Here is a 22,893-nt window from a genome sequence, read left to right on the forward strand (position 1 = left end):
ATGACAGACAGTGGATGTGAATCCGCTGTCTGTTTTTGTTTAATAAGAACGACGTAAGCATGAACTGTCTTGTCAGTTGGAAAAACAATGTAGTCGGATAGAAAGGAGATTTGATATAATGATACGCGATGTTAAGAAAAGGACGTGACAAGATGTTCAAACAAAAAGGGATCTCACTTAGCCCTAAAGTATATTTCATCACCGTATTAAGTTATATGGCACTTGGTTTGTTTAGTTCGTTGATCATGGGTCTCATCATCCGAACGATTGGTGAGGGACTGGTCGATCGTGGTGTAGAGGCGAAGTTCCTCATTCAGTTAGGAGAGCAGGCGATCGCACTGACTGGGCCAGCAATCGGTGTGGCTGTAGCGTTTGCACTTGAGGCACCACCGCTGATCTTGTTCGCAGCAGTTGCCGTTGGTGCGGTCGGATATGAAGCAGGAGGACCAGCAGGTAGTTACATTGCAACGCTTCTTGCGACAGAGGTCGGAAAACTCGTTTCAAAGACGACGCGACTCGATATTTTATTGACGCCATTCGTTACGTTACTAGCCGGATTCGTTGCCGGACGTTACGCAGGAAAGTGGATTGGAAAAGGCATGACGGATCTCGGTGAGTTGATTCGTTGGGGAACGGAACGCGAACCGTTATTCATGGGAATTTTCGTTGCTACCGTCATGGGTCTTGCATTGACAGCGCCGATTTCGAGTGCTGCGCTTGGAATCATGCTTGGTTTGGATGGACTTGCTGCAGGGGCGGCGACGATCGGTTGTGCGGCACAGATGATTGGGTTTGGCGTCATCAGTTACCGTGATAACGGAATCGGTGGTGTGGTTGCTCAAGGGATTGGAACATCGATGCTACAAGTAGGGAATATCATTCGAAATCCTTGGATTCTTCTACCACCAACTGCAGCCGGTGCTATACTAGCGCCGTTTGCGACTGTTCTGTTAATGCTTGAGAGCAATCCGGAAGGTTCTGGTATGGGTACGAGCGGATTCGTTGGTCCATTGATGTTATTAAAAACGATGGGGTTCGAAATGGAGTATTACCTAGCAGTCGCTGTCCTCTGTTTCCTTGCGCCCGGCATCATCAGTTATTTCATTTATCGCATATTACGACGTCTCGGTCGGATTCAAGATGGCGATTTAAAAATCGAATATTAAATACAAAAAGCTGATTCTAAAGGATACGCCTGTTTGACCGGATGGTGGACGAACAAGCATATGACTTTTTGAATCAGCTTTTTTCATAAAGAGAATCCGAATGAACTTGAATAAAAACTCGTAAAGAAAACGTAGAGGTAAATGAGGTAAAGTGGAGTCAAATACCGCATGCGTACGACAGGCAATTTTCGAGCGAGTCGTTTTCCGAGTGCTTCGAGTAAAATGATGATCGCAAAACCGACGACCAAATACAAAAAGATTTCGGGTAAGCTTCGTTCGGAATCAATGAAGGAATAGCCGTAACGTAAACAACTCGTCATGCCAACGAAGCCGACGAAGCGTTCGAACGGATGTTTGATTGGTTGATCTGCCATAGTGAAGTCCTTTCCAGGTGTTTTCTAGTTGCAGTATAGCAAACCAAGCACGAAAACGCACAGCCACAATTGAATATGCTATGATGAGGGCAATGACTTCTAGGGAAATCAAAGGAGGAAATCATCATGAAAACATTACAATCCAAACAAGAATTCGATACAGCAAAACAAGGAAATGCCGTCTTTTTATTCTCAGCAAACTGGTGCCCGGATTGCCGCTTCTTAGATCCGTTCATGCCGGAAATCGAGCAAACATTTAACGGCTTCGAGTTTTACTACGTCGATCGCGACGATCATATTGAAATTGCCCAGGAAATGGACATCTTCGGAATTCCGAGTTTTGTTGCATTCCGCGATGGTGAAGAGACAGGGCGTTATGTCGGGAAAGAGCGGAAGACACCAGAACAGGTGACAGCATTTTTAGAGACGGTTTAAGAAAAAAGCGAGCGCTGACTCGCTTTTTTTCATGATAGAAAGGATGAATTCGAATGGAACTACAACAAATCCGAAGAATGATGACACAAACATTTGAAGAAGAAGGGTACACGACATATTTCGATCGTGAAAAGTCTGTATTACGAATTGAGCGAAAGCACGATAAATCAGGCGTTGATGTCGGATTGAATCCGCTTGTCGCAAAAGCAAAACGAAGAGGTGTCATCGCAGTCGAAGAGACGATCGAATATATCCGTGCTGTACTCGGACAAACGGATCAAATCTCACTCGTTGGACAAGAACAAAAAATCTTTCCTGTCATTCGCGCTAAATCGTTTGCCGATACGACAAAAGAAGGGAAGACGCTCGTCAGTACACCACATACGGGTGAGACGAAAATCATGTACGCACTTGATTTAGGGGCGACGTATCGTTTGATTGATGAGGAGTTACTGGCGTCTGCTGAATGGACAGCTGAACAGTTATCAGAAGTAGCGCGTTTTAATGTGAAATCGCTTGAAGCGCCATTTAAACAAGACGAAGTCGCAGGGAATATCTTTTATTTCTTGAGTCTCGGCGACGGATATGAGGCGAGTCGTGTTTTGAACAAGACTTTATTAGCCGATTATGCGGCGCAAATCGAAGGAGAATTCGCAGTCGGAATTCCGCATCAGGATGTCCTGATTTTCGCTGATATTCGGAATGACGCCGGATATGATGTCTTACAGCAATTGATGTTTGACTTCTTCTCGAACGGTCGTGTACCGGTCACGGCACTGCCATTCTTATATGAAGATGGCAATCTGGAGCCGGTCTTCGTCCTTGCGAAAAACAAGCAGCCGAAAGAGTGAAGAATCTGATACAATAGGCATTGTGAGAAAGACGGAAGGGAGTCATGGATTGAATGAATGTGTTTTATAATAAAGAGGGCGTCGGCGACGTCTTAATGATCATTTTGGAAGACGCACCACGTGCGGAAGTGACAGCGACTCGTGAAGGAGACGTAGCAACTATCAAGCATGGTGATCGTGTCGTCGGTTACAACCTGTTTGATGCTTCGACTACGTTTACGATCGAGACACAAGGACCGGTTGAATTGACGGAAGAATTGGCAACACGCATCCAAAAGGAACTGGCGAGTCGAGATATCGAATTGTCACTCGAACAAGTGGATTATTCTCCGAAATTCGTTGTTGGGTTCGTTGCTTCTTGCGAGAAGCATCCGGATGCTGATAAATTATCGGTCTGTCAGGTAGAAGTAGATAACGGAACTTTACAAATCGTTTGTGGAGCACCGAATGTAGCGGCGGGTCAAAAAGTAGTCGTTGCTAAACCGGGAGCGGTCATGCCGTCTGGGTTAATCATCCGTCCTTCAGCGTTACGCGGCGTACCATCAAGCGGTATGCTATGTTCAGCGCGTGAGCTCGGACTTGTCGATGCACCACAAGAAAAAGGGATTCTTGTACTCGATGATACAAAAGCAGTAGGGGAAGCATTCTCAATCGGTCGATGATTCGACCGATTTTTTAACAAGATGGAGGGGTGAACGTATGAGTAATCGTTATGAACAGTCACTAAAAGAGCAGGCTGCCCGGATTCGTCGAGAGCTTGCAGGGGAACGTGAGACAAAGCCGGTAGAACGTCCGAAAAAAGAGGAGCGTGAAGATCGCTTCGTTTTAACGGATGTTCCTTCACCGATTTATGGATTCCAACGTCCGAAGCAATCTGCATCGGAAACCGTAAAAGCTGCGGAAGAAACGGAAACGAATGAGCAGGTTTCGGAAACAGTCGAAGAGGGAAATACTGATGAGGTTGCTTTGGCGGATCAAGAACTGACCGCGCCAGAAGTCGTATTAGACGAAGCGGAAGCAGATGCTGGTCTTGTACCAGTGACGGACGTCGAATTACTCGTACCGGAACCTCACACAAGTGAAGAACTCGTGAGAGAAGAAGTACCGACTGTAACCGAAGTAGAAGAAACGGACGTAACTGAAACATCTTCCGACAGTGAGACGATGGAACAATCAGCTGATCCGACAGAAGTCGTATCAGACGAAGCAAATGCTGGTCTTGTACCGGTGACGGACGTCGAATTACTTGTACCGGAACCTCACACAAGTGAAGAGCTCGTGAGAGAAGAAGTGCCGACCGTAACCGAAGTAGAAGAAACGGACGGAACTGAAACATCTTCCAACAGTGAGACGGTGGAACAATTAGTTGTTCCGACAGAGACATCAAGTGAAGAGTCTGCTGATGAAAAAGAAGCTGAGCAACAAGCGGAGAGCTTCGCACCGACTTTTGATCCATCTGCTGTTGAAGTAGATCAAGATCCATCTGTTACTGAGGTGGATAAGCCTGTTCAGTCGGAAGTGAAAAAACCGGTCGGACCGCCTGTTAACGTCGTCATGACGACGAAAGACTTGATGGCGATGTATCGCGCACGTCGAGAACAAAATAATTTACATGGTAAAAAATAAATCGGTTTGCTATAATGGTACAGGTTTTGTACCCGAGCCCGATGGTACGGACCGGAACGTGAATTGGAGGGCTTTTATATGACAAAGTATCATTTTGTTGGAATCAAAGGAACAGGGATGAGTGCGCTCGCCCAAGTACTACATGAGATGAATCATGAGGTGCAAGGTTCAGACATCGAAAAGCACATTTTTACTGAAGACGCGTTACGGGCTAAGGGAATTCCATTTTTCCCGTTCAATGCGGATAACATCAAAGAAGATTATGTCATCATCCAAGGGAATGCTTTTGGAGATGATCATCCAGAAATCGCACGGGCAAATGAACTTGGTTTAACCATCCATCATTATTACGATTTCTTAGGACACCTAGCAAATGAATATCGTTCGGTCGCCATTACAGGCTCACACGGAAAAACGTCGACGACAGGTTTGCTTTCACACGTCTTGAGCGGTATCACGCCGACAGCTTTCTTGATCGGAGACGGGACAGGGGCAGGAGTAGAGGATGCGAAAGCATTCGTCTTCGAGGCATGTGAATACAAACGTCACTTCTTATATTACAAGCCGGACTACGCTATCATGACGAATATCGACTTCGATCATTCGGATTATTTCACAGGAATCGATGACGTCGTTTCGGCATTCCAAGAAATGGCGATGCAGGTTAAGCAAGCGATCGTTGCTTGTGGAGATGATGAGCATCTTCAAAACATTCAAGCGAATGTACCTGTTCTCTATTATGGATTTGGAGAAAACAATGATTTCCGCGCGGAAAACGCGACGTCAACGCCAGATGGTACATCATTTGATGTTTATTTACGTGATGATTTCTACGGCACGTTCCTCATTCCAGGATTCGGTCGTCATCATGTCTTGAATGCACTCTCTGTCATTGCGATCTGTCAGTACGAAGGATTGAGCAAAGACGACGTTGCTGAACGTTTAGCCACATTTGGTGGTGTAAAACGTCGCTTCAGTGAGTCGGAATTCGGCACACAAATCCTAGTAGATGACTACGCGCACCATCCGAAGGAAATCAGCGCGACGATTGAGTCGGCACGGAAGAAATATCCGGACCGCGAAGTCATTGCGATTTTCCAACCGCATACGTACACACGCTTGAAATCATTCATGGATGATTTCGCGACTTCTTTACGTGAAGCAGATGCGACATATCTATGCGAAATCTTTGGATCGGCACGTGAGCAGGAAGGGCAAGTTCGCGTCGAAGATCTGCAGGAGAAAATCCCGCAAGCTTCTATTCTGACGCGCGATAACGTGTCTGTTCTACGTCAGCATGAAAATGCTGTGCTTCTGTTCATGGGAGCGGGCGATATCCAAACGTATCAGCATCAGTATCAAAGTGTGAAATAAGCGAGAATCAAAAGTGTCACTCGACTCGAGTGGCACTTTTTTTGTCGTATTTTTGAATTATGATAGTAATTTCAAAAAACCGATGAGGAAAATCTAAAATAGGATTGCATCTTGAAAAAAAGTTTGAAATAGTGTGTATGTGTTGAAGTTATTAACAGAAAGGAAAGACACCATGGGACAGATTTTACTCATCTTATTGCTCCAGTTGATTTACGTTCCTGTTTTGACATTACGGACGATCATGCTCGTCAAAGGGCGAACTGTCATTGCCGGATTATTTGGCACAGTCGAAACATTGATTTACATTTTTGCACTAGGAATCGTATTCCAAGACTTAACGACACTCGGTATGGTCGTTTACGCGCTTGGATTTGGTCTAGGAATACTCGTCGGTGGATATGTCGAGCGAAAACTCGCCATCGGTTACAATATGATTCAAGTGCATACGCAAGAATTTCCAGCGGAACTGATTCAAGTCATTCGCGATAATGGTTTTGGTGTGACACATTATCAAGGTCAAGGACGAGACGGTGTCCGTTATCGGTTAGATGTGCTCGCGGCTCGAACACGTATGAAAGTGCTTCGTAATCTCGTCGAAGAATACGAACCGAAAGCATTCCTCGTCGCATTCGATTCTGTCGACTTCAAAGGTGGGTATATGTTGAAAGGATTAAAGCGTCCTCGATAGAGCACTTTTCCTGAGAATGATGTTTATTCTTTGTTATTTAAGGATAAAGATGAAATAGAACGTCATTTGAAATCAGGAAAGGGGAATATCAGATGATTAGTAATCATGCAAAATCAGCTTTGAATCAACAGGTAGCAAACTATGGGGTACTGTTCGTCAAACTCCACAATTATCATTGGTACATTAAAGGACCAGACTTCTTAACGCTTCACGAGAAGCTTGAAGAACTTTATACATGGGTGTCTGAACAATATGATGTCGTTGCAGAACGTCTCCTGATGAATAACGGAACACCTTCTGCGACACTAAAAGAGTATTTAGAGCAAACAACGCTTGAAGAAGCGAAATCGGGATTATCGGCAGATGAGATGATTGATTCTGTCATCAAAGACTTCCAACAAGTCCGAAAAGAGATGCTCGATGCGATTGAACATCTTGAGGCACAAGACGTGACGGTTGAAGATGATCTACTTGGTCAAGCGAAGGAAATCGAAAAACAAATTTGGATGCTTCGTGCGACATTGAAAAAATAAGATAAAGAAACGGATGACCCCGTCCTAATGAAGGACGAGCCATCCGCTTTTTCTTATTTCAGGTTTTCAGGATTGAGGACTTCAAGTTCTGGAAGAACGAAACGACCGTCTTTACGGATCAATACGTCGTCGAACCAGATTTCTCCACCACCGTAATCAGGACGTTGGATGTTGACGAGATCCCAGTGAACGGATGAGTCATTACCGTTGTAGGCTTCTTCGTAAGCTTGACCTGGTGTGAAGTGGAAGCTGCCATCGATTTTTTCATCGAATAGAATATCCTTCATTGGATGCTGAATGAAGGGATTGACGCCGATCGCGAATTCGCCGACAAAACGAGAACCAGCATCTGTATCGAAGACTTGGTTGATCCGATCCGTATCGTTCGCCGTCGCTTCGACGATTTTACCATCTTTGAACGTCAGTTTGACGTTTTCAAACGTGAACCCTTGATACGGAGATGGTGTGTTATATGAGATGACACCGTTGACCGAATCCTTGACGGGTGCCGTAAAGACTTCACCGTCTGGAATGTTAGCATTTCCGGCGCATTTGATGGCTGGGATGTCTTTGATTGAAAACGTTAGATCCGTTCCTGGTCCGACGAGACGAACACGATCCGTCCGGTTCATCAAGTCGACGAGTGGTTCCATCGCTTGTCCCATTTTTTCATAATCAAGCGTGCAGACATCGAAGTAGAAGTCTTCAAATGCTTCTGTCGATTGATTCGCAAGTTGCGCCATCGATGCAGTTGGGAAACGAAGTACGACCCATTTCGTTCCTTTGACACGATCTTGTGTGTGCATCTTACCGATCGTTTGACCGTAAAGTTTCATCTGTTCAGCCGGCACATCTGACAATTCATTGATGTTATCACCAGCACGTAGTCCGATGTATGCGTCCATCGCTTGCATTTGCTTGCGTTCGATGTCTGCCATCAATTGGAGTTGCTCTTCTGAAGCATTTCGGTATAATTTTCGTAGGATACGATTATCCTTAAGTAAGACGAACGGATGTCCGCCAGCCGCGTAGGCAGCTTCAACGAGTGCCTCGACCAGTTCGCGTTCGATGCCGAAGTTTTCAATCAATACTTTTTCACCAGGTTCAAGGGCAACCGAATAGTTAATGAGATTCGTTGCCAGTTGAGTAAGACGTGGGTCACGCATGAAATTTCCCCCTCGAAATGGATTATGTAGGTTTCATTTATCATTGTAACGGAAATAAACCATTTGGAGTAGCAGGAACGACTTGCTACATGTCGAACTAACAACAAAAGACTATGCAAAAAAATTGGAGGCAAGAACCATGGAAATCACATTAGGCGGAATCGCCGGATTAGTCGCTGCGATCGCATTCGTAGTGCTCGTCATTTTCCTTGCCCGTGTATTAGGTGCTGCGAGTAAGACGCTCAACAATGTAGCCAACACGACAGCAGGACTTGAACGTCAATTAGACGGTATCATGATGGAGACGACAGCGTTGTTACATAAGACGAATCGTCTGGTCGATACGATTGAAGAAAAAACAGAATTGCTTGCACCTGTCGCAAACTCGATCGAAGAACTCGGTACGTCTTTAAACAAAGTGACAGATTCTGTCCGGACAGTATCCGATACGGTTGCTGGTGCAGCGGATACGAATAAAGAACAGATTGCGCAAGCAGTCCGTTGGGGCTCAGTCGCTGTAGAGTTATTTAAGAAAAATAAACCGGCAGAGACTACGGTTCAAAATCATTCGACGGCAACGACGACGGTTGAGAAAAAGCCACGTCGTTGATTCCGGAAAAAGGCTGAGGCGCCGGTCACACCGGAAGTCGTGTCAGTACCGGACGTTGAAAGCATTCCAGATGAGTTGAAGGGAGATCGTAAATCATGACGAAACAACACCCATATCAAGCACAAGATTCTTCTAAAGGAGGAGGCTTCCTTGCCGGAGTCATCGTTGGTGGATTGATTGGTGCTGCGGCAGCTCTCCTTTCTAGCCCAAAATCAGGTCGTGAAGTACGCAATCTGATTGACGAGCGTACGGCGCCTGCGCGTCAACGTTTGACGGAACAGACACAAGTTGTCCGTGAAAAAGCGGAGCCACTCGTAGGTGAGTGGATTCAACTAGCGAAAGATAAGGCAGCACCTGTCATTGAAAAAGCGAAGAATAATTCAACGGTTCAAGAAGCGGCACAATATGCGGGCTTTGAGAAGGATCAAGCAAGCATTGATGCTGCTCTCGCAGAAGCGGAGCAACTCGTACGTGACATCGAACGTGAAATCGGCGACGAAGTGGATGGGGCGTCTGTTGCAGAAGAGATCGACACGGAGACGGTCGTTGAACTTTCGGAGTTACGCGAACAGTTAGCAGACGAACAAGAGGAAGACAATGATCCGCAGTCTGATGTGAATCATAAGAAATAATCAATATATGAGGAGCTCTCATCACGAGGGCTCTTTTTCTATGTTTCCTTATAGAGAAAACACAAAAAAATTATATGAAAAAACGTAATTTATTTTCATATTTTAAGAAATCATGCAGCTTCTTTATGTACAACACGGAAAGAGTTCGCTATAATTAGTTGCTATTACGAGCTATATGCTGATTAGGGAGTGGTAGGACATGGATCAACATGCAGAATTAAAAAGATTACGTGATGAACTCGATTTAGTGAATGCAGAATTATTGGAATTGATGAACAGACGAGGTCAAATTGCCGTTGAAATCGGAAAAGTCAAACGAGCACAAGGGCTTGATCGATACGACCCTGTTCGAGAACGTCAAATGCTCGAATCAATTGCCGCTAATAACCATGGACCTTTTGAAACAGGACGCCTTCAGCATGTATTTAAAGAAATTTTCAAAGCTTCTCTCGAATTACAAGGAGAAGATCGGACTCGGAAATTACTCGTATCACGGAAACAAAAACCGACGAATACGATCATCCGGATCGGAGATGCCGTCATCGGAGACGGTTCGCAACAATTAATCGCTGGACCGTGTGCGGTCGAGAGCGAAGAACAAGTATTTGAGGTCGCGGAACAGCTCGCGAAACATGGCGTGAAGTTCATGCGAGGCGGAGCGTACAAACCACGTACATCGCCTTACGACTTCCAAGGTCTAGGACTCGAAGGTCTAAAGATGTTGAAAAAAGCAGCGGACGCGCACGGTTTGCATGTCATCACTGAAATCATGACACCGAGCGCCGTTGAATCTGCTTTACCATATGTCGACATCATCCAGGTCGGCGCACGCAATATGCAAAACTTCGATTTACTCAAGGAAGTCGGTCGTACGAATAAACCGGTTCTTTTAAAACGAGGTCTTTCTGCAACACTCGAGGAATTCATGTACGCGGCTGAGTACATCATGGCGAGTGGTAACGATCAAGTCATCTTATGTGAGCGTGGTATTCGGACGTATGAACGTGCAACACGGAATACGCTTGATATCTCAGCAGTTCCGATTCTGAAGCAAGAGACGCATCTCCCTGTCATGGTCGATGTCACGCACTCGACAGGACGTAAGGATTTACTCTTGCCAACAGCAAAAGCGGCATACGCGATTGGAGCAGACGCTGTCATGGTCGAAGTCCATCCGTTCCCAGCACTTGCGTTGTCTGATGCGAACCAACAACTCGATTTCCAAGAATTCGATACGTTCATCGAAAACTTGACGACTACCTTTCCGGCACTAAACGTTCAATGATTTCCGAAAAAGGGTAACCTAAAGCGAATGAAAACGTTTTACAATGAAGGAAGAATGGGAAAAGAAAACTATCTTTTCCTGTCTTCCTTTCGTGTTGCCTAAAAATGAAAACGAAATGAAAACACTTGAGATGGATCATACTAAAGGAGGAATTTGTTTTGAATAGTAATATTACGATTTACGATGTCGCGCGAGAGGCTGCTGTTTCGATGGCGACCGTATCGCGTGTCGTCAACGGAAACCCGAATGTCAAACCATCTACACGAAAGAAGGTCCAAGACGCAATCGAACAGCTTGGTTATCGTCCGAACGCTGTTGCCCGTGGACTGGCAAGTAAAAAAACAACGACGGTCGGTGTCATCGTGCCCGATATCTCGAACATCTTCTTTGCGGATTTAGCACGCGGGATTGAGGACGTCGCGACAATGTATAAATATAACATCATTTTATGTAACTCCGACCAAAACCGGGAAAAAGAGATTCATTTGCTCAATACATTGCTCGGAAAACAGGTGGATGGAATCATCTTCATGGGCGGACGTCTGCACGAGGATCTCGTTCGTGAGTTCAAAACATCACCGGTTCCGATCGTGCTTGCTGCAACGTTGAATCAAGATTATGATCTTCCTGCCGTCAACATCGATTATGAGAGTGCTGCGCACGATGCTGTTAAGTCTTTGATCGACCGTGGACATGAACGGATTGGATTCATCACTGGACCACTCGAACAGCAAATCAATGGTGAAAAGAAATTTGCGGGTTATCGCCGAGCACTCGAAGAAGCAAATCTTCCGTTTAACGAGCAAAATGTCGTCCTTGGAAACTATACGTATGATTCAGGAATGAAGGCGATGAATCAATTGCTTGAACTTGGAGAAGATTGCCCACGCGCGATTTTTGCTGGAACGGATGAGATGGCTCTTGGTGTCATCCATGCCTTACAGGATGCTGGACATCGTGTACCGGAAGACTTCGAAGTTATCGGACACGATAACACACGTCTTGCGACGATGATTCGTCCGAAACTGACGACTGTCGTTCAACCGATGTATGATATCGGAGCAGTCTCGATGCGTCTATTGACGAAAATCTTGAACAAAGAAGAAATTGAAACGAACGATGTCACGTTACCACACCGAATCGAACAACGGGATTCGACACGTCCTTAATCGAAAAAACGTCTCTTCTCTCAAGCAAGCTGCTTGAAAAAAGAGACGTTTTTTTATTTCGCGACGGTAATAAGTTCATCTTGGTGATGGTGGAGTTTGTCATTTTCGACATGGAGTCGAACCGTCGTCTGACCAGGTGCAGTCAATGTCACTTTCCCGCTGTAGGCATCACCCTTTTTTTCTAGAGGAACGTAGTTATGCTTTTCAATGCCCGTTTCAATGACTTCCACTTGTACGTTCGCTTTTAGCGGTTTCCCATCGAGGAAAACATGAAAGGAGACGGGAAGTTCAGCACCAGCTTTCGCTTTTGTTGCGCCCATGTAATGGACAGACAGGCCATCGACGGCTTCGTGATCATGTCCATGCTCGTGCGATGCTTCCTCTTTTTCATGTGAATGATCCATGACGACGAATGAGATCTTATCCATATGATGGAGTCCTTTTTTATCATTGATATGATACAGTCCTTCATACTCACCTTCAGCAAGCTTAGCTTCTGCTTGATAAGAACCCGTCTTTTTCAAGGTTGCCTTGAACTTTTGATGGGCACCGTCTTGTTTTCCGGCTTCCCAAACTTCAAATGTCACGTCCTCAAGATTGACTGGTTTCTTTTGTTCGACAGCTGACGCTTTAAAAACAACTTTATCTTCTTCCATTGTCTTGGCCGGAACATTGACGTTGACCTCGACCGTCGGTTTTCCTGACCCTTGCATGTTATCGTGATCCATTGCCTGTTTTTCATTGCCGCACCCTGCGAGTACGATCCCCGTCGATAGAATAAGACCGGAATAAAGCCATGCCTTTTTCATGATGATTCCCCCAACTATTATTCATTTACTAAGTAAAAATTCCATATTTAGTATAGCAACAAGTTGTGAACTCCGAACGAAATAAATGTGAAGATATAAAGTCGATTAATCAACGGAGTAAGGGGAAGTCGCAGTCAATTGTTTCTTACGCTCATCGCTCACGAACGGCCAAATTAGTCGTTTAACAGTCTCCCAATTTTTTTCTTCGATTTCAGGTCGTCGCGGAATGGCGGGGTAGAGTGGTGTTGGATCATGCCAGTGTGTTGGTGGGGGTGTTTCTTGTCCACTCCAACGTTCTTGCCATGAAGTAGGAATCTCTCCACGAAACGGAGCTTGTCCGGTCATGGCAGCAAAAACTTGACTCCACGCGCGGGGGACGACACGATACCAGTCATAGCCACCGCCTCCTAAAGCAACGATTTTTCCATTCGTATATTTATTTGCTGCAGCGACGGCGATTTGAGGGATCTGCTCATAACTTTTCATCGTTAAGGATAAATGAGTCAATGGATCAAGCGCGTGTGCATCGGCACCATTTTGCGTAATGATGAGATCCGGTTGGAACAATTCACAGGCTTCAAAGAGTGCCGTCTCATAAGCGAGTAAAAACGAATCATCTTCCGTAAAGGCGTCCAGTGGCACGTTCCAGCTAAATCCATATCCTTCTTCAGACCCTCGTTCCGTCACCATTCCCGTTCCTGGAAACAAGTAGCGACCCGTCTCATGGAGAGACAATGTCATGACGTCCTTTCGATTATAAAAGGCCCATTGTACTCCATCGCCATGATGAGCGTCCGTATCGACATAAAGAATTTTACAGTGATATTTTTCAATCATGGCTGCCATGGCGACAGCGGTATCGTTATAGACACAAAAACCAGAGGCACGCCCACGGAATCCGTGATGCAATCCGCCACCGATATGAAAGGTCCGTTTATATTGACCAGATAAGACGAGGTCACATGCTTCGATCGTGCCGCCGACAAGGAGAGAAGCGCCCGAATGCATCCCCTGGAACAAAGGGGTGTCTTCTGTCCCAAGACCATACATCTGTGCCTTGAGAGGCGTTAATGCTCCGGTCCCGGCTGCTTTGACGGCAGCAATATAATCCTGATCATGAACGAGTGACAATTCTTCATCAGTCGCATGACGTGGCGCGATACAAGGAATGTCATCTAATTGATGCATCGCTTCAAGCAAAGAAACCGTTAATTCGAGGCGAATCGGATTGAATGGATGTGTCTCCGAAAACCGATAAGTCGCCTCTTCAGGACTGTACAGATAGGCAAAATCCTTCATCTGCTCACATCCGGTCCAAGTACATCGAATCCTTCTTTGCGCAACTTTTCGATGATCCGAATCGGATTCATCGTCTGGACACGAAACGCAACGATCCGGACATACGGATCGTCTGTTGGATATACGAGTACATTTAAGATATTGATATTCGTTTTGGCAAGCAGTGCGGCAATCTTTGCTAATGTTCCAGCAGTGTTCTCAACACGGATTTCGATTTGAGAACTTGGTTCGAGTGCACCCGTCAATTGAACGAATGTCCGCAACAAATCCGTTTCCGTGACGATACCGACAAGGCGTCGACCGCGGACGATTGGCAGACACGTCAATCGGTATTCATAAAACAGCACAGCCGCATCTTCGAGAAAATCGAGCGGATGAGCCGTGACAGGACTTTCAATCATGATGCTTGAGACCGGATACTGTAGGTCTTGTTTTGCTGTATCCGGATGAAAGATACTACTTGCGCTTTGAATTTCCTTTAATCCGACAAGACCGACGAGTTCATGGCGGGCATTGACGACAAGAACATGACGAATCTGATGACGTTGCATGAGTTCGACCGCATGCGCGATGGAATTCGTCGGTTGCATCGTGATGCACGTCGTATTCATGATTTGTTCGATTAACATGACGATTCCTCCTCGAGCTCAGTCATACATGAAGCGTCTTCTCAAGCGTAGCGCATCAAAATGAGCGACGACTTCAGGTGAGACGTGTTTTCCAATACGTGCCATCAGGCAGTTGGCAGGATGGGAGGCGATTTCCGGATCGTCGGTCGGGAAGAAGACAAGACCACCATGGTTCATCATCTTCTCCATGATCTTTCGGTAATCCCAGACCGATAGTCCGCTCCCTTTTAGGTCCCAATGCCAATAATATTCAGTCGTTAAAATCAAATAGTGTTCCATAGCAGGATCGAGCATAGAGATTTCAAGCAATTTTTTACCGATCTGTTGTCCGCGGAACCGAGAGGAGACTTCGATCGCTCCGAGTTCCAAGATGTACGGATTGTTTCCTTCGCTCCACGTTTCATAAGGATCAGGGTATAAGTAAGTCACATAACCGATGATTTCCGTTCCTTGACGAGCGACGATGATCCGTCCTTCCTCAAGGTCTGCAATCTCAACGAGTGCTTGATGTTGTTCAGCGGGTGGACGAAAAGCCGTCAACCCTGAATCGAGTGTATACGTTGCTAGTGTTTGACTCGGTACGGGACCTTCGATGTCAACAGGACCGAGTGATGTTTCATGCGTCCGATGATTGAATTGTTTTTCAAACATGTAAGCGTCACCACCTTCCTATTCATTATAGACGAAAGCGCTTGAGCAAAGAGAGGGATTTTTTAACAAATTGACGGCAAATGGATTGAACTGACGGATAACTAGCTTATAATAAAGAGGAAAACATAGAAGGGGAGGAACGAGACATGAAAGTTTTGAAAGCGCTTCCGGGGAAGCATTGGTTAGCAGAGTATGATGAAACGAACACGTACGACTGGAAAGATGCTGAGCAGTACTTTTCATGGGCGACAACGGGGAAAGTCAACATGGCTCATGAAGCAATCGACCGCCACGCAGAAGGCGAGCGGGCGAACAAGGATGCGCTGATCTATTTCGATGGAACGACGGAACAACGATTCACATATGCAGATATGAAACGATTGACGAATAAAGCGGCAAACGTATTAGTCGATGCAGGGGTCAAAATGGGTGACCGTATTTTCATCTTCATGCCACGTTCACCGGAATTGTATTTTGCCTTGCTTGGCGCACTGAAGGTAGGCGCAATCGTCGGTCCGTTATTTGAAGCATTCATGGAACAAGCGGTCCGTGATCGCTTGCTTGATTCTGAAGCGAAGTTACTCGTGACGACGAAGGCATTGCTCCCACGTGTTCCAGTTGGGGAACTGGAATCACTTGAAAAAGTAGTACTTGTCGACGAAGATATCGAAGAATCGGACACATTACTCGATTTCCGCAAAGCGTTCGAGCAAGCATCCGATGTATTCGAACCGGTCTGGTTAGATCGTGAAGACGGATTGATCCTGCACTACACTTCAGGATCGACAGGGAAGCCGAAAGGTGTGCTCCACGTTCAAAATGCGATGATTCAGCACTTAATGACAGGTCGCTGGGTACTTGATCTCCAAGAAGATGATGTCTACTGGTGTACGGCTGACCCGGGGTGGGTCACAGGAACAAGTTACGGTATCTTCGCACCATTCTTGAATGGCGCGACGAACATCGTCGTCGGTGGACGCTTCAATCCGGATTTCTGGTACAGTGTCATCGAGAAGTATAAGGTAACGGTCTGGTATAGCGCACCAACGGCTTTCCGGATGTTGATGGGAGCGGGAGCGGATGTTGCAAATCATCATGATCTCTCAAGTCTTCGTCATGTATTGTCTGTCGGCGAACCGTTGAACCCAGAAGTCATTCGTTGGGGGAAAGAAGCCTTTGATCAACGGATTCATGATACATGGTGGATGACGGAGACAGGCGCGATGATGATTTGTAACTACAAGTCGATGGACATCAAACCGGGATCGATGGGGAAACCGATTCCAGGAACTCAGGCTGCGATCATTGATGATCAAGGAAATGAGTTACCGCCATTCCGAATGGGGAACCTTGCTTTAAAAACACCATGGCCATCGATGATGCGTCAAATTTGGAACAATCCGCAGAAATATGAATCGTATTTCTTTAAAGGATGGTATGTCTCAGGGGATTCTGCCTATATGGATGACGAAGGTTACTTCTGGTTCCAAGGACGTGTCGATGATGTCATCATGACGGCTGGAGAACGGGTTGGTCCGTTCGAAGTCGAAAGTCGTCTCGTCGAGCACCCAGCTGTCGCAGAAGCCGGTGTCATCGGGAAACCAGATCCAGTCCGCGGTGAAATCATCAAGGCGTTCATTGCCTTGCGTGATGGTTACGAGCCGACGGATGAACTAAAACAAGAAATCCAAGCATTCGTCAAAGAGGGGCTGGCTGCTCACGCGGCACCGAGAGAAATTGATTTCCGGGATAAATTGCCGAAGACACGAAGTGGTAAAATCATGCGCCGTGTTCTGAAAGCATGGGAGTTGAATCTTGAAACAGGTGATCTGTCGACGATGGAAGATTAAACAAAAAAGGATGAATCACCGTGGCAGGTGATTCATCCTTTTTATTAGTTTTCAGAAGCAGCATCGTTTTTCTTTTCATCTTGTTTCTTCTGTTGTTCTTGCTGTTTCTTAGCGTCCGCTTCTTTTTTCTTAGCATCAGCTTCTTTTTTCTTAGCGTCCGCTTCCGCTTTCTTTTTTGCCTCTGCTTCGGCTTTTGCTTTTGCATCGGCAGCACGCTTGGCGTCGTCGGCTGCTTTTTTCTTAGCATCAGCTTCCGCTTTTTCTTTCGCCTGATCTTGTTCTTTCTGTTGCTCTTCTTTTTTCTGTGCGTCTGCTTCTTTTTTCTTTTCTTCTGCTTCTTTCTTTTTCTTCGCTTCGGCTTTTTTCTTTGCCTCTTCCGCTTTTTTCTTCTTATCTTCTTCTTTGAAGCGACCACTGTTCTTAAAGTCGTTTGCTGTTACAGAAGATGGTTGTGTGAAGCGGGCACCGGATTTGAAGTAACTACTGTTCGCGGCATACGTCGCATTCGCCATTTGTGACCACAGCGTTTGTGTTCGTTGGTAATACGTCGTTGGACCGATGAGCGAGTTGTTCTGATCGTGTCCTGTCCAAACGGCAAGCGTCACACCAGGAGTGGAACCGACAAGGTAAGAGTCTTTGACATCGTTCGTCGTACCTGTCTTACCAGCCCAATCTCCAGGAACGTTCAATCGATCTTTTGCAAACGTTGCTGTACCTTTTGAGAAGACGCCACGCATCATATCAAGTGTCAGGTAAGCTGTTCGTAGTTCATAAATTCGTTTTTTCTTCGGTTTTGCTTTATAGATATCTTTTCCGTCTTTCGTAATTTTCGAAATGACGTATGGTTGCACGAATTCACCATAGTTGGCGAGTGTCGCGTAAGCACCAGCAAGTTCGACCGGTGTAATCTCCATCGTTCCGAGTGCCGCCGAAGGAGCATAACGAATCGCATCCGGTACTTCAACACCCATATCGACGAGTTTTTGAATCGAGTTCGACATGTTCATCTTCTCGTAAATCTTAACGGCAGGTACGTTTAATGAGAGTTCAAGTGCTGTACGAACCGTCACGTTTCCACGATAACGTCCACCTTCGTTCTTGATCGGACGATCACCTGGTTGACGTGGTACGGTCTGGTAGTAGTACTCTTCATCATTGACGGTAGATGCCGGAGTGATCAAACGATTTTCAATCCCGTTCGAGTAGACGAGAATTGGTTTTGCCGTTGACCCGATTTGACGTTTCGCTTGGAATGCTCGGTTAAAATCATCGGCTTTTCCATCAAGGTAACGTCCACCAACGAATCCGAGGATACGCCCCGTCTCATTCTGAACCATGACTGCTGCTGTTTCTTCTGGATCTTGTTTCGAAACGGTTTTTTTCGTTTTTGGATCGACGACTTGTTTGTACTGCATGCCACCAGGGAAGTTCCCGTTGTTCTTCGCAGGTTGTTGCATCGATTCATGAATTTTTTTATCTAGCGTCATGTGAACTTTGTATCCACCTTGACGGAGTGCAACCAGTGCTTGATCTTGATAGTTTGCCCGGACTTCTGCCAGTTCAGACGGTTTGACTTCGTCTTCTTTCACACCATCTTGTTTCATCAAGTACTTCGTCATGATCTTCGTCGCTTCACGTTCTGCTAAATCATAGACATACGGATACGTGTCACGCGAACGTTTCGACTGTTTCGCGAAGTCTTTCGTGATGTCGTGTTTGATTGCTTTTTCATATTGTTCTTTTGTAATGTTTTTTGCAACATACATCCGCTTCAACACGGTCTTCATCCGATTGACACTTGGCGTCAAGTCTTTTTTGACGACACCGCCTTGTAGATAAGGTGTGTAGTAGTAAGGGTTTTTCGGAATACCAGCGAGGAAAGCTGCTTGTGGTAACGTCAGTTTTTTCGCTGATTTGTTGAAGACCCCTTGGGAAGCAGCTTCGATACCAGCGATGTTACGCCCGAGTGAATTTCGTCCGAATGAGACGACATTCAAGTATGCCTGTAAAATTTCATCTTTTGACATCGCATTTTCAAGGCGGAGCGCTAAGATGATCTCTTTTGCTTTCCGTTCGAATGAAACTTCGTTCGTCAGGATTTGGTTTTTAATTAATTGTTGTGTCAGCGTACTTCCGCCGGTGCGTGACGCTGAATTCGTCAATTCTTGTAAGACTGCTCGTAAAGTCGCTTTTGGAACGACTCCATCATGTTGATAAAAATCTACGTCTTCCGTTGATAGAAGCGCATCAATTAAATAAGGGGAGATATTTTTGATATCGACCGGCTGACGTTCTTCATCCGTTGAGATGTTCGTCAGCTTTTCGCCACTTCCCCAATAAATTTGACTTGTCACCGCATAACTGTTCACTTCTTGTTTCATCTCAGTCAAAGGTGGAGCTTTCGTATCTTTGACGAGGGAAGCGAAATATCCTCCAGCCGCTCCGACAGAGAAGCTGCCGATGAGAAGGACTGCTATGATGAGGAATAAAATGATGTTCCACGAAACATCGTATGTGATATTCGACCAGTGCCGAACGGCTTTCGTCCGGGGGTGATTCCAAAACTTGAACCAGTTCTCGCGCATAAATGATCTCCTTTGCATCTTAAACTTAGGTGTAAATTAATATTAAATCACAGATAGACGTATTATACCATAAATCCACCAGTGAAATCGGACTTGACAGCGGATTCGTCTTCGACGTATCATGAAACCATCTTATTTTCATATATTACGTTAAACAGTGATCGGAATACAGTAGTAAGTCACTCCCTGTGACAGAGACCTAGTGGTGCTGCGAACTAGGACACAGTGAACTTACGAATTACGCTTCCAGGAGTTTCTTGAGAAATCAAGCGGTCCGTCCCGTTATCGACGAACCAAGTGGTCCTTTTATGTAAAGGGCAATCAGGGTGGTACCACGGAATCTTCCGTCCCTTCGTCTTAGACGAAGGGGCGGTTTTTTATTGTTAAAAGTGAACTTTAGGAGGAGACACAATGACGTTACTAGAGGATTTAGAATTTCGCGGTTTAATTAACCAAATGACGGATGAAGAAGGATTGAAGACATTACTCGAGACACCAACGACGCTTTACACAGGCTTTGATCCAACAGCAGATTCGTTGCATATCGGACACTTGTTGCCGATCTTAGTCTTAAAACGATTCCAACAAGCAGGTCACCATGTCGTAGGTCTCGTTGGTGGAGCAACGGGAATGATCGGAGACCCGAGTGGTCGCGCAACAGAACGTTCGTTGAATACATCGGATATCGTCGAAGAGTTCGCGAATCGGATTAAGGGCCAGTTGTCACGTTTCTTACCGCTTGAAGGGGAGAACCCGGTTACGATCGCCAATAACTTGGACTGGACGAAAGATTTGACGATCATCGATTTCTTACGCGATATCGGAAAGCACTTCCCGGTCAGCTACATGCTTGCGAAAGATTCTGTTGACTCACGCCTTCAAAACGGGATCTCATTCACAGAGTTCTCATACATGTTACTTCAATCGTTTGACTTCTTGAAACTCTACGAAGACAAAGGGTGCCGCCTTCAAGTCGGAGGAAGTGACCAATGGGGGAACATCACAGCAGGGATGGAATTGATTCGTCGTGCGGGTCATGAAGAAAAAGCATTCGGTTTGACGGTACCGCTTGTTACAAAAGCAGACGGTCAAAAATTCGGTAAGACAGCAGGTGGTGCGGTTTGGTTAGACGCTGACAAAACGTCACCGTACGAGTTCTACCAATTCTGGTTCAACGTTGACGATCTTGACGTCATCAAGTTCTTGAAATACTTCACGTTCTTAACGCACGAAGAACTCGACGCGCTCGCAGAAGAAGTCAAGGCAGCACCAGAGAAGCGTGTCGCGCAACGTCGTCTTGCAGAAGAGATGACCGTTCTCGTCCATGGTGAAGAAGGTCTGACACAAGCACAACGTATTACGACGGCACTCTTTAGTGGAGATATTAAATCGTTGCAAGTCGAAGATATCGAAGATGCGTTCAAAGGAATGCCGCGCTTTACACTCGGTGAAGCGACAAACCTTGTCGACGTTCTCGTTGAGGCGAAGATCAGTCCGTCAAAACGTCAAGCACGTGAAGACGTCACGAACGGTGCAATCTACCTAAACGGAGAACGCGAGCAAGATTTAACGAAAGAAATCACGGAAGCTGATGCAATCGGTCGCTTTACGATCGTACGTCGCGGAAAGAAAAAATACTTCGTCGTCGAGCATGCTTGATGATATACGAAACGCTCCCTGCACTTAGATGCAGAGAGCGTTTTTTTAAGCTGTTCGGAATAAACGGAGTGGCAACAAGCGAACGGCAATCGTCGTGGCAATGACAGCTTTGATCGTATCCCATAAGACGAAAGGATAGTTAATCGCAAAAGCATCTTTGAACGATAGATCGAGTACAGCCATTAGACCAAATGTTCCAAGCAAGTAGACTAAACCAAGACCAAAGACGATAATCCCGATGAAGAGGGGAACGAAGCGACGCGTTTTTTCAGCAACAAGACCGATGAAGAATCCAGCAATCGGAAAGGCAATCAAATAACCAACGGTTGGTCCGACGAATGGGGCTAGCCCGCCTTTTCCGCCAAGCACCGGTAGACCAGCTGCTGCGAGTAATAAGAAAATCAAGACAGCGAGTCCACCACGTTTTCCACCGAGAATCGCGCTGACCGTCATGATTGCGAGCATCTGGAGCGTGATTGGAACAGCGCCGACAAGTTGAATTTGTGGCAAAGAGCTGACGGCTGCGATGATGGCAGCACCAAGGGCAATGAATGTTAAATCTCTTGTTTTCATGAATGAGTCCTCTTTTCTATTTGTGTTAACTATGTATATATAAAGGTTAACACAAACGAATGAATGACGTCACTCTTTTTTTAAGACCAGGTATACATTTTAGTCATAGGCATAAAAAAAGCACCCACCGAAGTGAGTGCTGGAACAATCGATTAACGTGAGTAGTACTCGACGACGAGTTGTTCTTGGATTTGATCGTTCAATTCAGAACGCTCAGGAAGACGGACGAACGTTCCTTCGAGCTTCTCAGCATCGAAAGTAACGAAGTCTTTAGTTGCTGGAGCAACTTCGAGTGCTTCTTTGATAACGACAAAGTTCTTCGATTTTTCGCGAACTGAGATCGTTTGACCTGGTTTCACGCGGAATGATGGGATATCAACGCGTTGTCCATCAACTTGGATGTGACCGTGGTTGACGAGCTGACGAGCAGCACGACGTGTACGAGCCATACCCATACGGTAAACGACGTTATCAAGACGTGCTTCGAGTAAGAACATGAAGTTCTCACCGTGGATACCAGGCATTTTGCCAGCATCGTTGAAGATACGGTTGAATTGGCGTTCGTTTACTCCGTACATGTGACGAAGTGTTTGCTTCGCTTGAAGTTGAAGACCGTACTCAGATACTTTACGACGGCTGTTACCGTGTTGACCTGGTGCGTAAGGGCGTTTTGCGATTTCTTTTCCTGTTTCAGTAAGTGAGATACCGAGACGACGTGAGAGTTTCCAAGCTGGACCTGTATAGCGAGCCATAATAAGACTCCTCCTTATTGTTCGTTATTATTTGCATAAAAATAATAACGCCATCAAACCCACATTACGCCCATTTCATGATGTGGCACCCTCGCTTGATAGCAAAGTTACACGATGCCCCTCCGGTTATTCACCGAGTCATGAAATGTGATACGTAAGCGATTTGACCGCTATCGT

At 45.8% G+C, this 22,893-nt stretch carries 23 protein-coding genes and 1 other annotated feature; of the genes, 14 read left to right on the forward strand and 9 right to left on the reverse strand.

All coding sequences use genetic code 11. The features are described 5' to 3' along the window. Positions 1-152 precede the first annotated feature (152 nt). The gene (locus AYO36_RS02930; RefSeq protein ID WP_064299491.1) at positions 153-1,166 is read left to right on the forward strand and encodes a PTS sugar transporter subunit IIC; all 1,014 of its coding nucleotides are present in this window, start codon (positions 153-155) and stop codon (positions 1,164-1,166) included. An 83-nt stretch (positions 1,167-1,249) separates the two neighbouring features. Here AYO36_RS02930 and AYO36_RS02935 read toward each other — a convergent pair whose 3' ends face one another. Next, entirely contained in the window at positions 1,250-1,540 is a 291-nt protein-coding gene (locus AYO36_RS02935; RefSeq protein WP_023469080.1) for a hypothetical protein, read from the reverse strand. A 126-nt stretch (positions 1,541-1,666) separates the two neighbouring features. Here AYO36_RS02935 and AYO36_RS02940 point away from each other — a divergent pair, with 126 nt between their 5' ends. From AYO36_RS02940 to AYO36_RS02970, 7 genes are all read left to right on the forward strand, one after another. After that, positions 1,667-1,975, forward strand: coding sequence for a thioredoxin family protein (locus AYO36_RS02940; RefSeq protein WP_023469079.1), 309 nt, complete (start codon positions 1,667-1,669; stop codon positions 1,973-1,975). A gap of 53 nt (positions 1,976-2,028) precedes the next feature. Further along, the gene (locus tag AYO36_RS02945) at positions 2,029-2,826 is read left to right on the forward strand and encodes a DUF1444 domain-containing protein (protein WP_064299492.1); all 798 of its coding nucleotides are present in this window, start codon (positions 2,029-2,031) and stop codon (positions 2,824-2,826) included. 53 nt (positions 2,827-2,879) lie between these two features. Further along, a complete protein-coding gene (gene ytpR, locus AYO36_RS02950) occupies positions 2,880-3,488 on the forward strand; it encodes a YtpR family tRNA-binding protein (protein ID WP_058264712.1) in 609 nt (202 codons plus the stop codon). Positions 3,489-3,525: 37 nt separating this feature from the next. Then, positions 3,526-4,452, forward strand: coding sequence for a hypothetical protein (locus tag AYO36_RS02955; RefSeq protein WP_064299493.1), 927 nt, complete (start codon positions 3,526-3,528; stop codon positions 4,450-4,452). A gap of 78 nt (positions 4,453-4,530) precedes the next feature. After that, complete coding sequence (gene murC / locus AYO36_RS02960; RefSeq protein ID WP_023469075.1) at positions 4,531-5,826, forward strand: UDP-N-acetylmuramate--L-alanine ligase; 1,296 nt, start codon at positions 4,531-4,533, stop codon at positions 5,824-5,826. 172 nt (positions 5,827-5,998) lie between these two features. Then, complete coding sequence (locus tag AYO36_RS02965; RefSeq protein WP_023469074.1) at positions 5,999-6,514, forward strand: DUF2179 domain-containing protein; 516 nt, start codon at positions 5,999-6,001, stop codon at positions 6,512-6,514. A 92-nt stretch (positions 6,515-6,606) separates the two neighbouring features. After that, complete coding sequence (locus AYO36_RS02970) at positions 6,607-7,047, forward strand: Dps family protein (protein ID WP_023469073.1); 441 nt, start codon at positions 6,607-6,609, stop codon at positions 7,045-7,047. Positions 7,048-7,100: 53 nt separating this feature from the next. Here AYO36_RS02970 and AYO36_RS02975 read toward each other — a convergent pair whose 3' ends face one another. Beyond that, positions 7,101-8,213, reverse strand: coding sequence for an aminopeptidase (locus tag AYO36_RS02975; protein ID WP_029342360.1), 1,113 nt, complete (start codon positions 8,211-8,213; stop codon positions 7,101-7,103). Positions 8,214-8,352: 139 nt separating this feature from the next. On the opposite strand from AYO36_RS02975, the gene AYO36_RS02980 reads away from it, so the two are divergent. The 4 genes from AYO36_RS02980 to ccpA all read left to right on the forward strand — a co-directional run bounded on the left by AYO36_RS02980 (position 8,353) and on the right by ccpA (position 11,909). Beyond that, positions 8,353-8,823 carry a DUF948 domain-containing protein gene (locus tag AYO36_RS02980; RefSeq protein WP_231884641.1) on the forward strand — a complete coding sequence of 157 codons (471 nt, stop codon included), beginning with the start codon at positions 8,353-8,355 and terminating at the stop codon, positions 8,821-8,823. A gap of 95 nt (positions 8,824-8,918) precedes the next feature. Further along, positions 8,919-9,455, forward strand: coding sequence for a YtxH domain-containing protein (locus AYO36_RS02985; RefSeq protein ID WP_064299494.1), 537 nt, complete (start codon positions 8,919-8,921; stop codon positions 9,453-9,455). A gap of 199 nt (positions 9,456-9,654) precedes the next feature. Further along, positions 9,655-10,740, forward strand: coding sequence for a bifunctional 3-deoxy-7-phosphoheptulonate synthase/chorismate mutase (locus tag AYO36_RS02990; protein ID WP_023469069.1), 1,086 nt, complete (start codon positions 9,655-9,657; stop codon positions 10,738-10,740). Between the two features lie 158 nt (positions 10,741-10,898). Further along, a complete protein-coding gene (gene ccpA, locus AYO36_RS02995) occupies positions 10,899-11,909 on the forward strand; it encodes a catabolite control protein A (RefSeq protein WP_023469068.1) in 1,011 nt (336 codons plus the stop codon). A gap of 53 nt (positions 11,910-11,962) precedes the next feature. Here the strand turns inward: ccpA and AYO36_RS03000 are convergent, their stop codons facing one another. The 4 genes from AYO36_RS03000 to AYO36_RS03015 all read right to left on the reverse strand — a co-directional run bounded on the left by AYO36_RS03000 (position 11,963) and on the right by AYO36_RS03015 (position 15,297). Further along, positions 11,963-12,718, reverse strand: a complete 756-nt coding sequence (locus AYO36_RS03000) for a maltotransferase domain-containing protein (RefSeq protein WP_156501819.1) — start codon at positions 12,716-12,718, stop codon at positions 11,963-11,965. 105 nt (positions 12,719-12,823) lie between these two features. Continuing rightward, positions 12,824-14,017 (reverse strand): acetoin utilization protein AcuC, encoded by a 1,194-nt coding sequence (locus AYO36_RS03005; protein ID WP_023469066.1) that lies wholly within the window; start codon positions 14,015-14,017, stop codon positions 12,824-12,826. Further along, on the reverse strand, positions 14,014-14,646 hold the full coding sequence (locus AYO36_RS03010; RefSeq protein ID WP_064299496.1) for an acetoin utilization AcuB family protein: 633 nt from the start codon (positions 14,644-14,646) through the stop codon (positions 14,014-14,016). The genes AYO36_RS03005 and AYO36_RS03010 overlap by 4 nt, the downstream gene beginning before the upstream one ends. Before the next feature lie 18 nt (positions 14,647-14,664). Continuing rightward, positions 14,665-15,297: a GNAT family N-acetyltransferase gene (locus AYO36_RS03015; RefSeq protein WP_023469064.1), complete on the reverse strand. Its 633-nt coding sequence runs from the start codon at positions 15,295-15,297 to the stop codon at positions 14,665-14,667. 146 nt (positions 15,298-15,443) lie between these two features. Here AYO36_RS03015 and acsA point away from each other — a divergent pair, with 146 nt between their 5' ends. After that, complete coding sequence (gene acsA, locus AYO36_RS03020) at positions 15,444-17,147, forward strand: acetate--CoA ligase (protein ID WP_064299497.1); 1,704 nt, start codon at positions 15,444-15,446, stop codon at positions 17,145-17,147. 44 nt (positions 17,148-17,191) lie between these two features. On the opposite strand, the gene AYO36_RS03025 is transcribed toward acsA, so the two are convergent. Further along, the gene (locus AYO36_RS03025) at positions 17,192-19,732 is read right to left on the reverse strand and encodes a transglycosylase domain-containing protein (protein WP_064299498.1); all 2,541 of its coding nucleotides are present in this window, start codon (positions 19,730-19,732) and stop codon (positions 17,192-17,194) included. Positions 19,733-19,880: 148 nt separating this feature from the next. Next, positions 19,881-20,087: a binding site (T-box leader), on the forward strand. Positions 20,088-20,143: 56 nt separating this feature from the next. On the opposite strand from AYO36_RS03025, the gene tyrS reads away from it, so the two are divergent. Further along, positions 20,144-21,391 carry a tyrosine--tRNA ligase gene (tyrS, locus tag AYO36_RS03030; RefSeq protein WP_064299499.1) on the forward strand — a complete coding sequence of 416 codons (1,248 nt, stop codon included), beginning with the start codon at positions 20,144-20,146 and terminating at the stop codon, positions 21,389-21,391. A 45-nt stretch (positions 21,392-21,436) separates the two neighbouring features. Here tyrS and AYO36_RS03035 read toward each other — a convergent pair whose 3' ends face one another. After that, positions 21,437-21,964, reverse strand: a complete 528-nt coding sequence (locus tag AYO36_RS03035) for a biotin transporter BioY (protein ID WP_064299500.1) — start codon at positions 21,962-21,964, stop codon at positions 21,437-21,439. A 152-nt stretch (positions 21,965-22,116) separates the two neighbouring features. Beyond that, on the reverse strand, positions 22,117-22,716 hold the full coding sequence (rpsD, locus tag AYO36_RS03040) for a 30S ribosomal protein S4 (protein WP_023469059.1): 600 nt from the start codon (positions 22,714-22,716) through the stop codon (positions 22,117-22,119). Between the last annotated feature and the right edge of the window lie 177 nt (positions 22,717-22,893).

It is taken from the genome of Exiguobacterium sp. KKBO11, assembly GCF_001644945.1.
GTDB lineage: Bacteria > Bacillota > Bacilli > Exiguobacteriales > Exiguobacteriaceae > Exiguobacterium_A > Exiguobacterium_A abrahamii.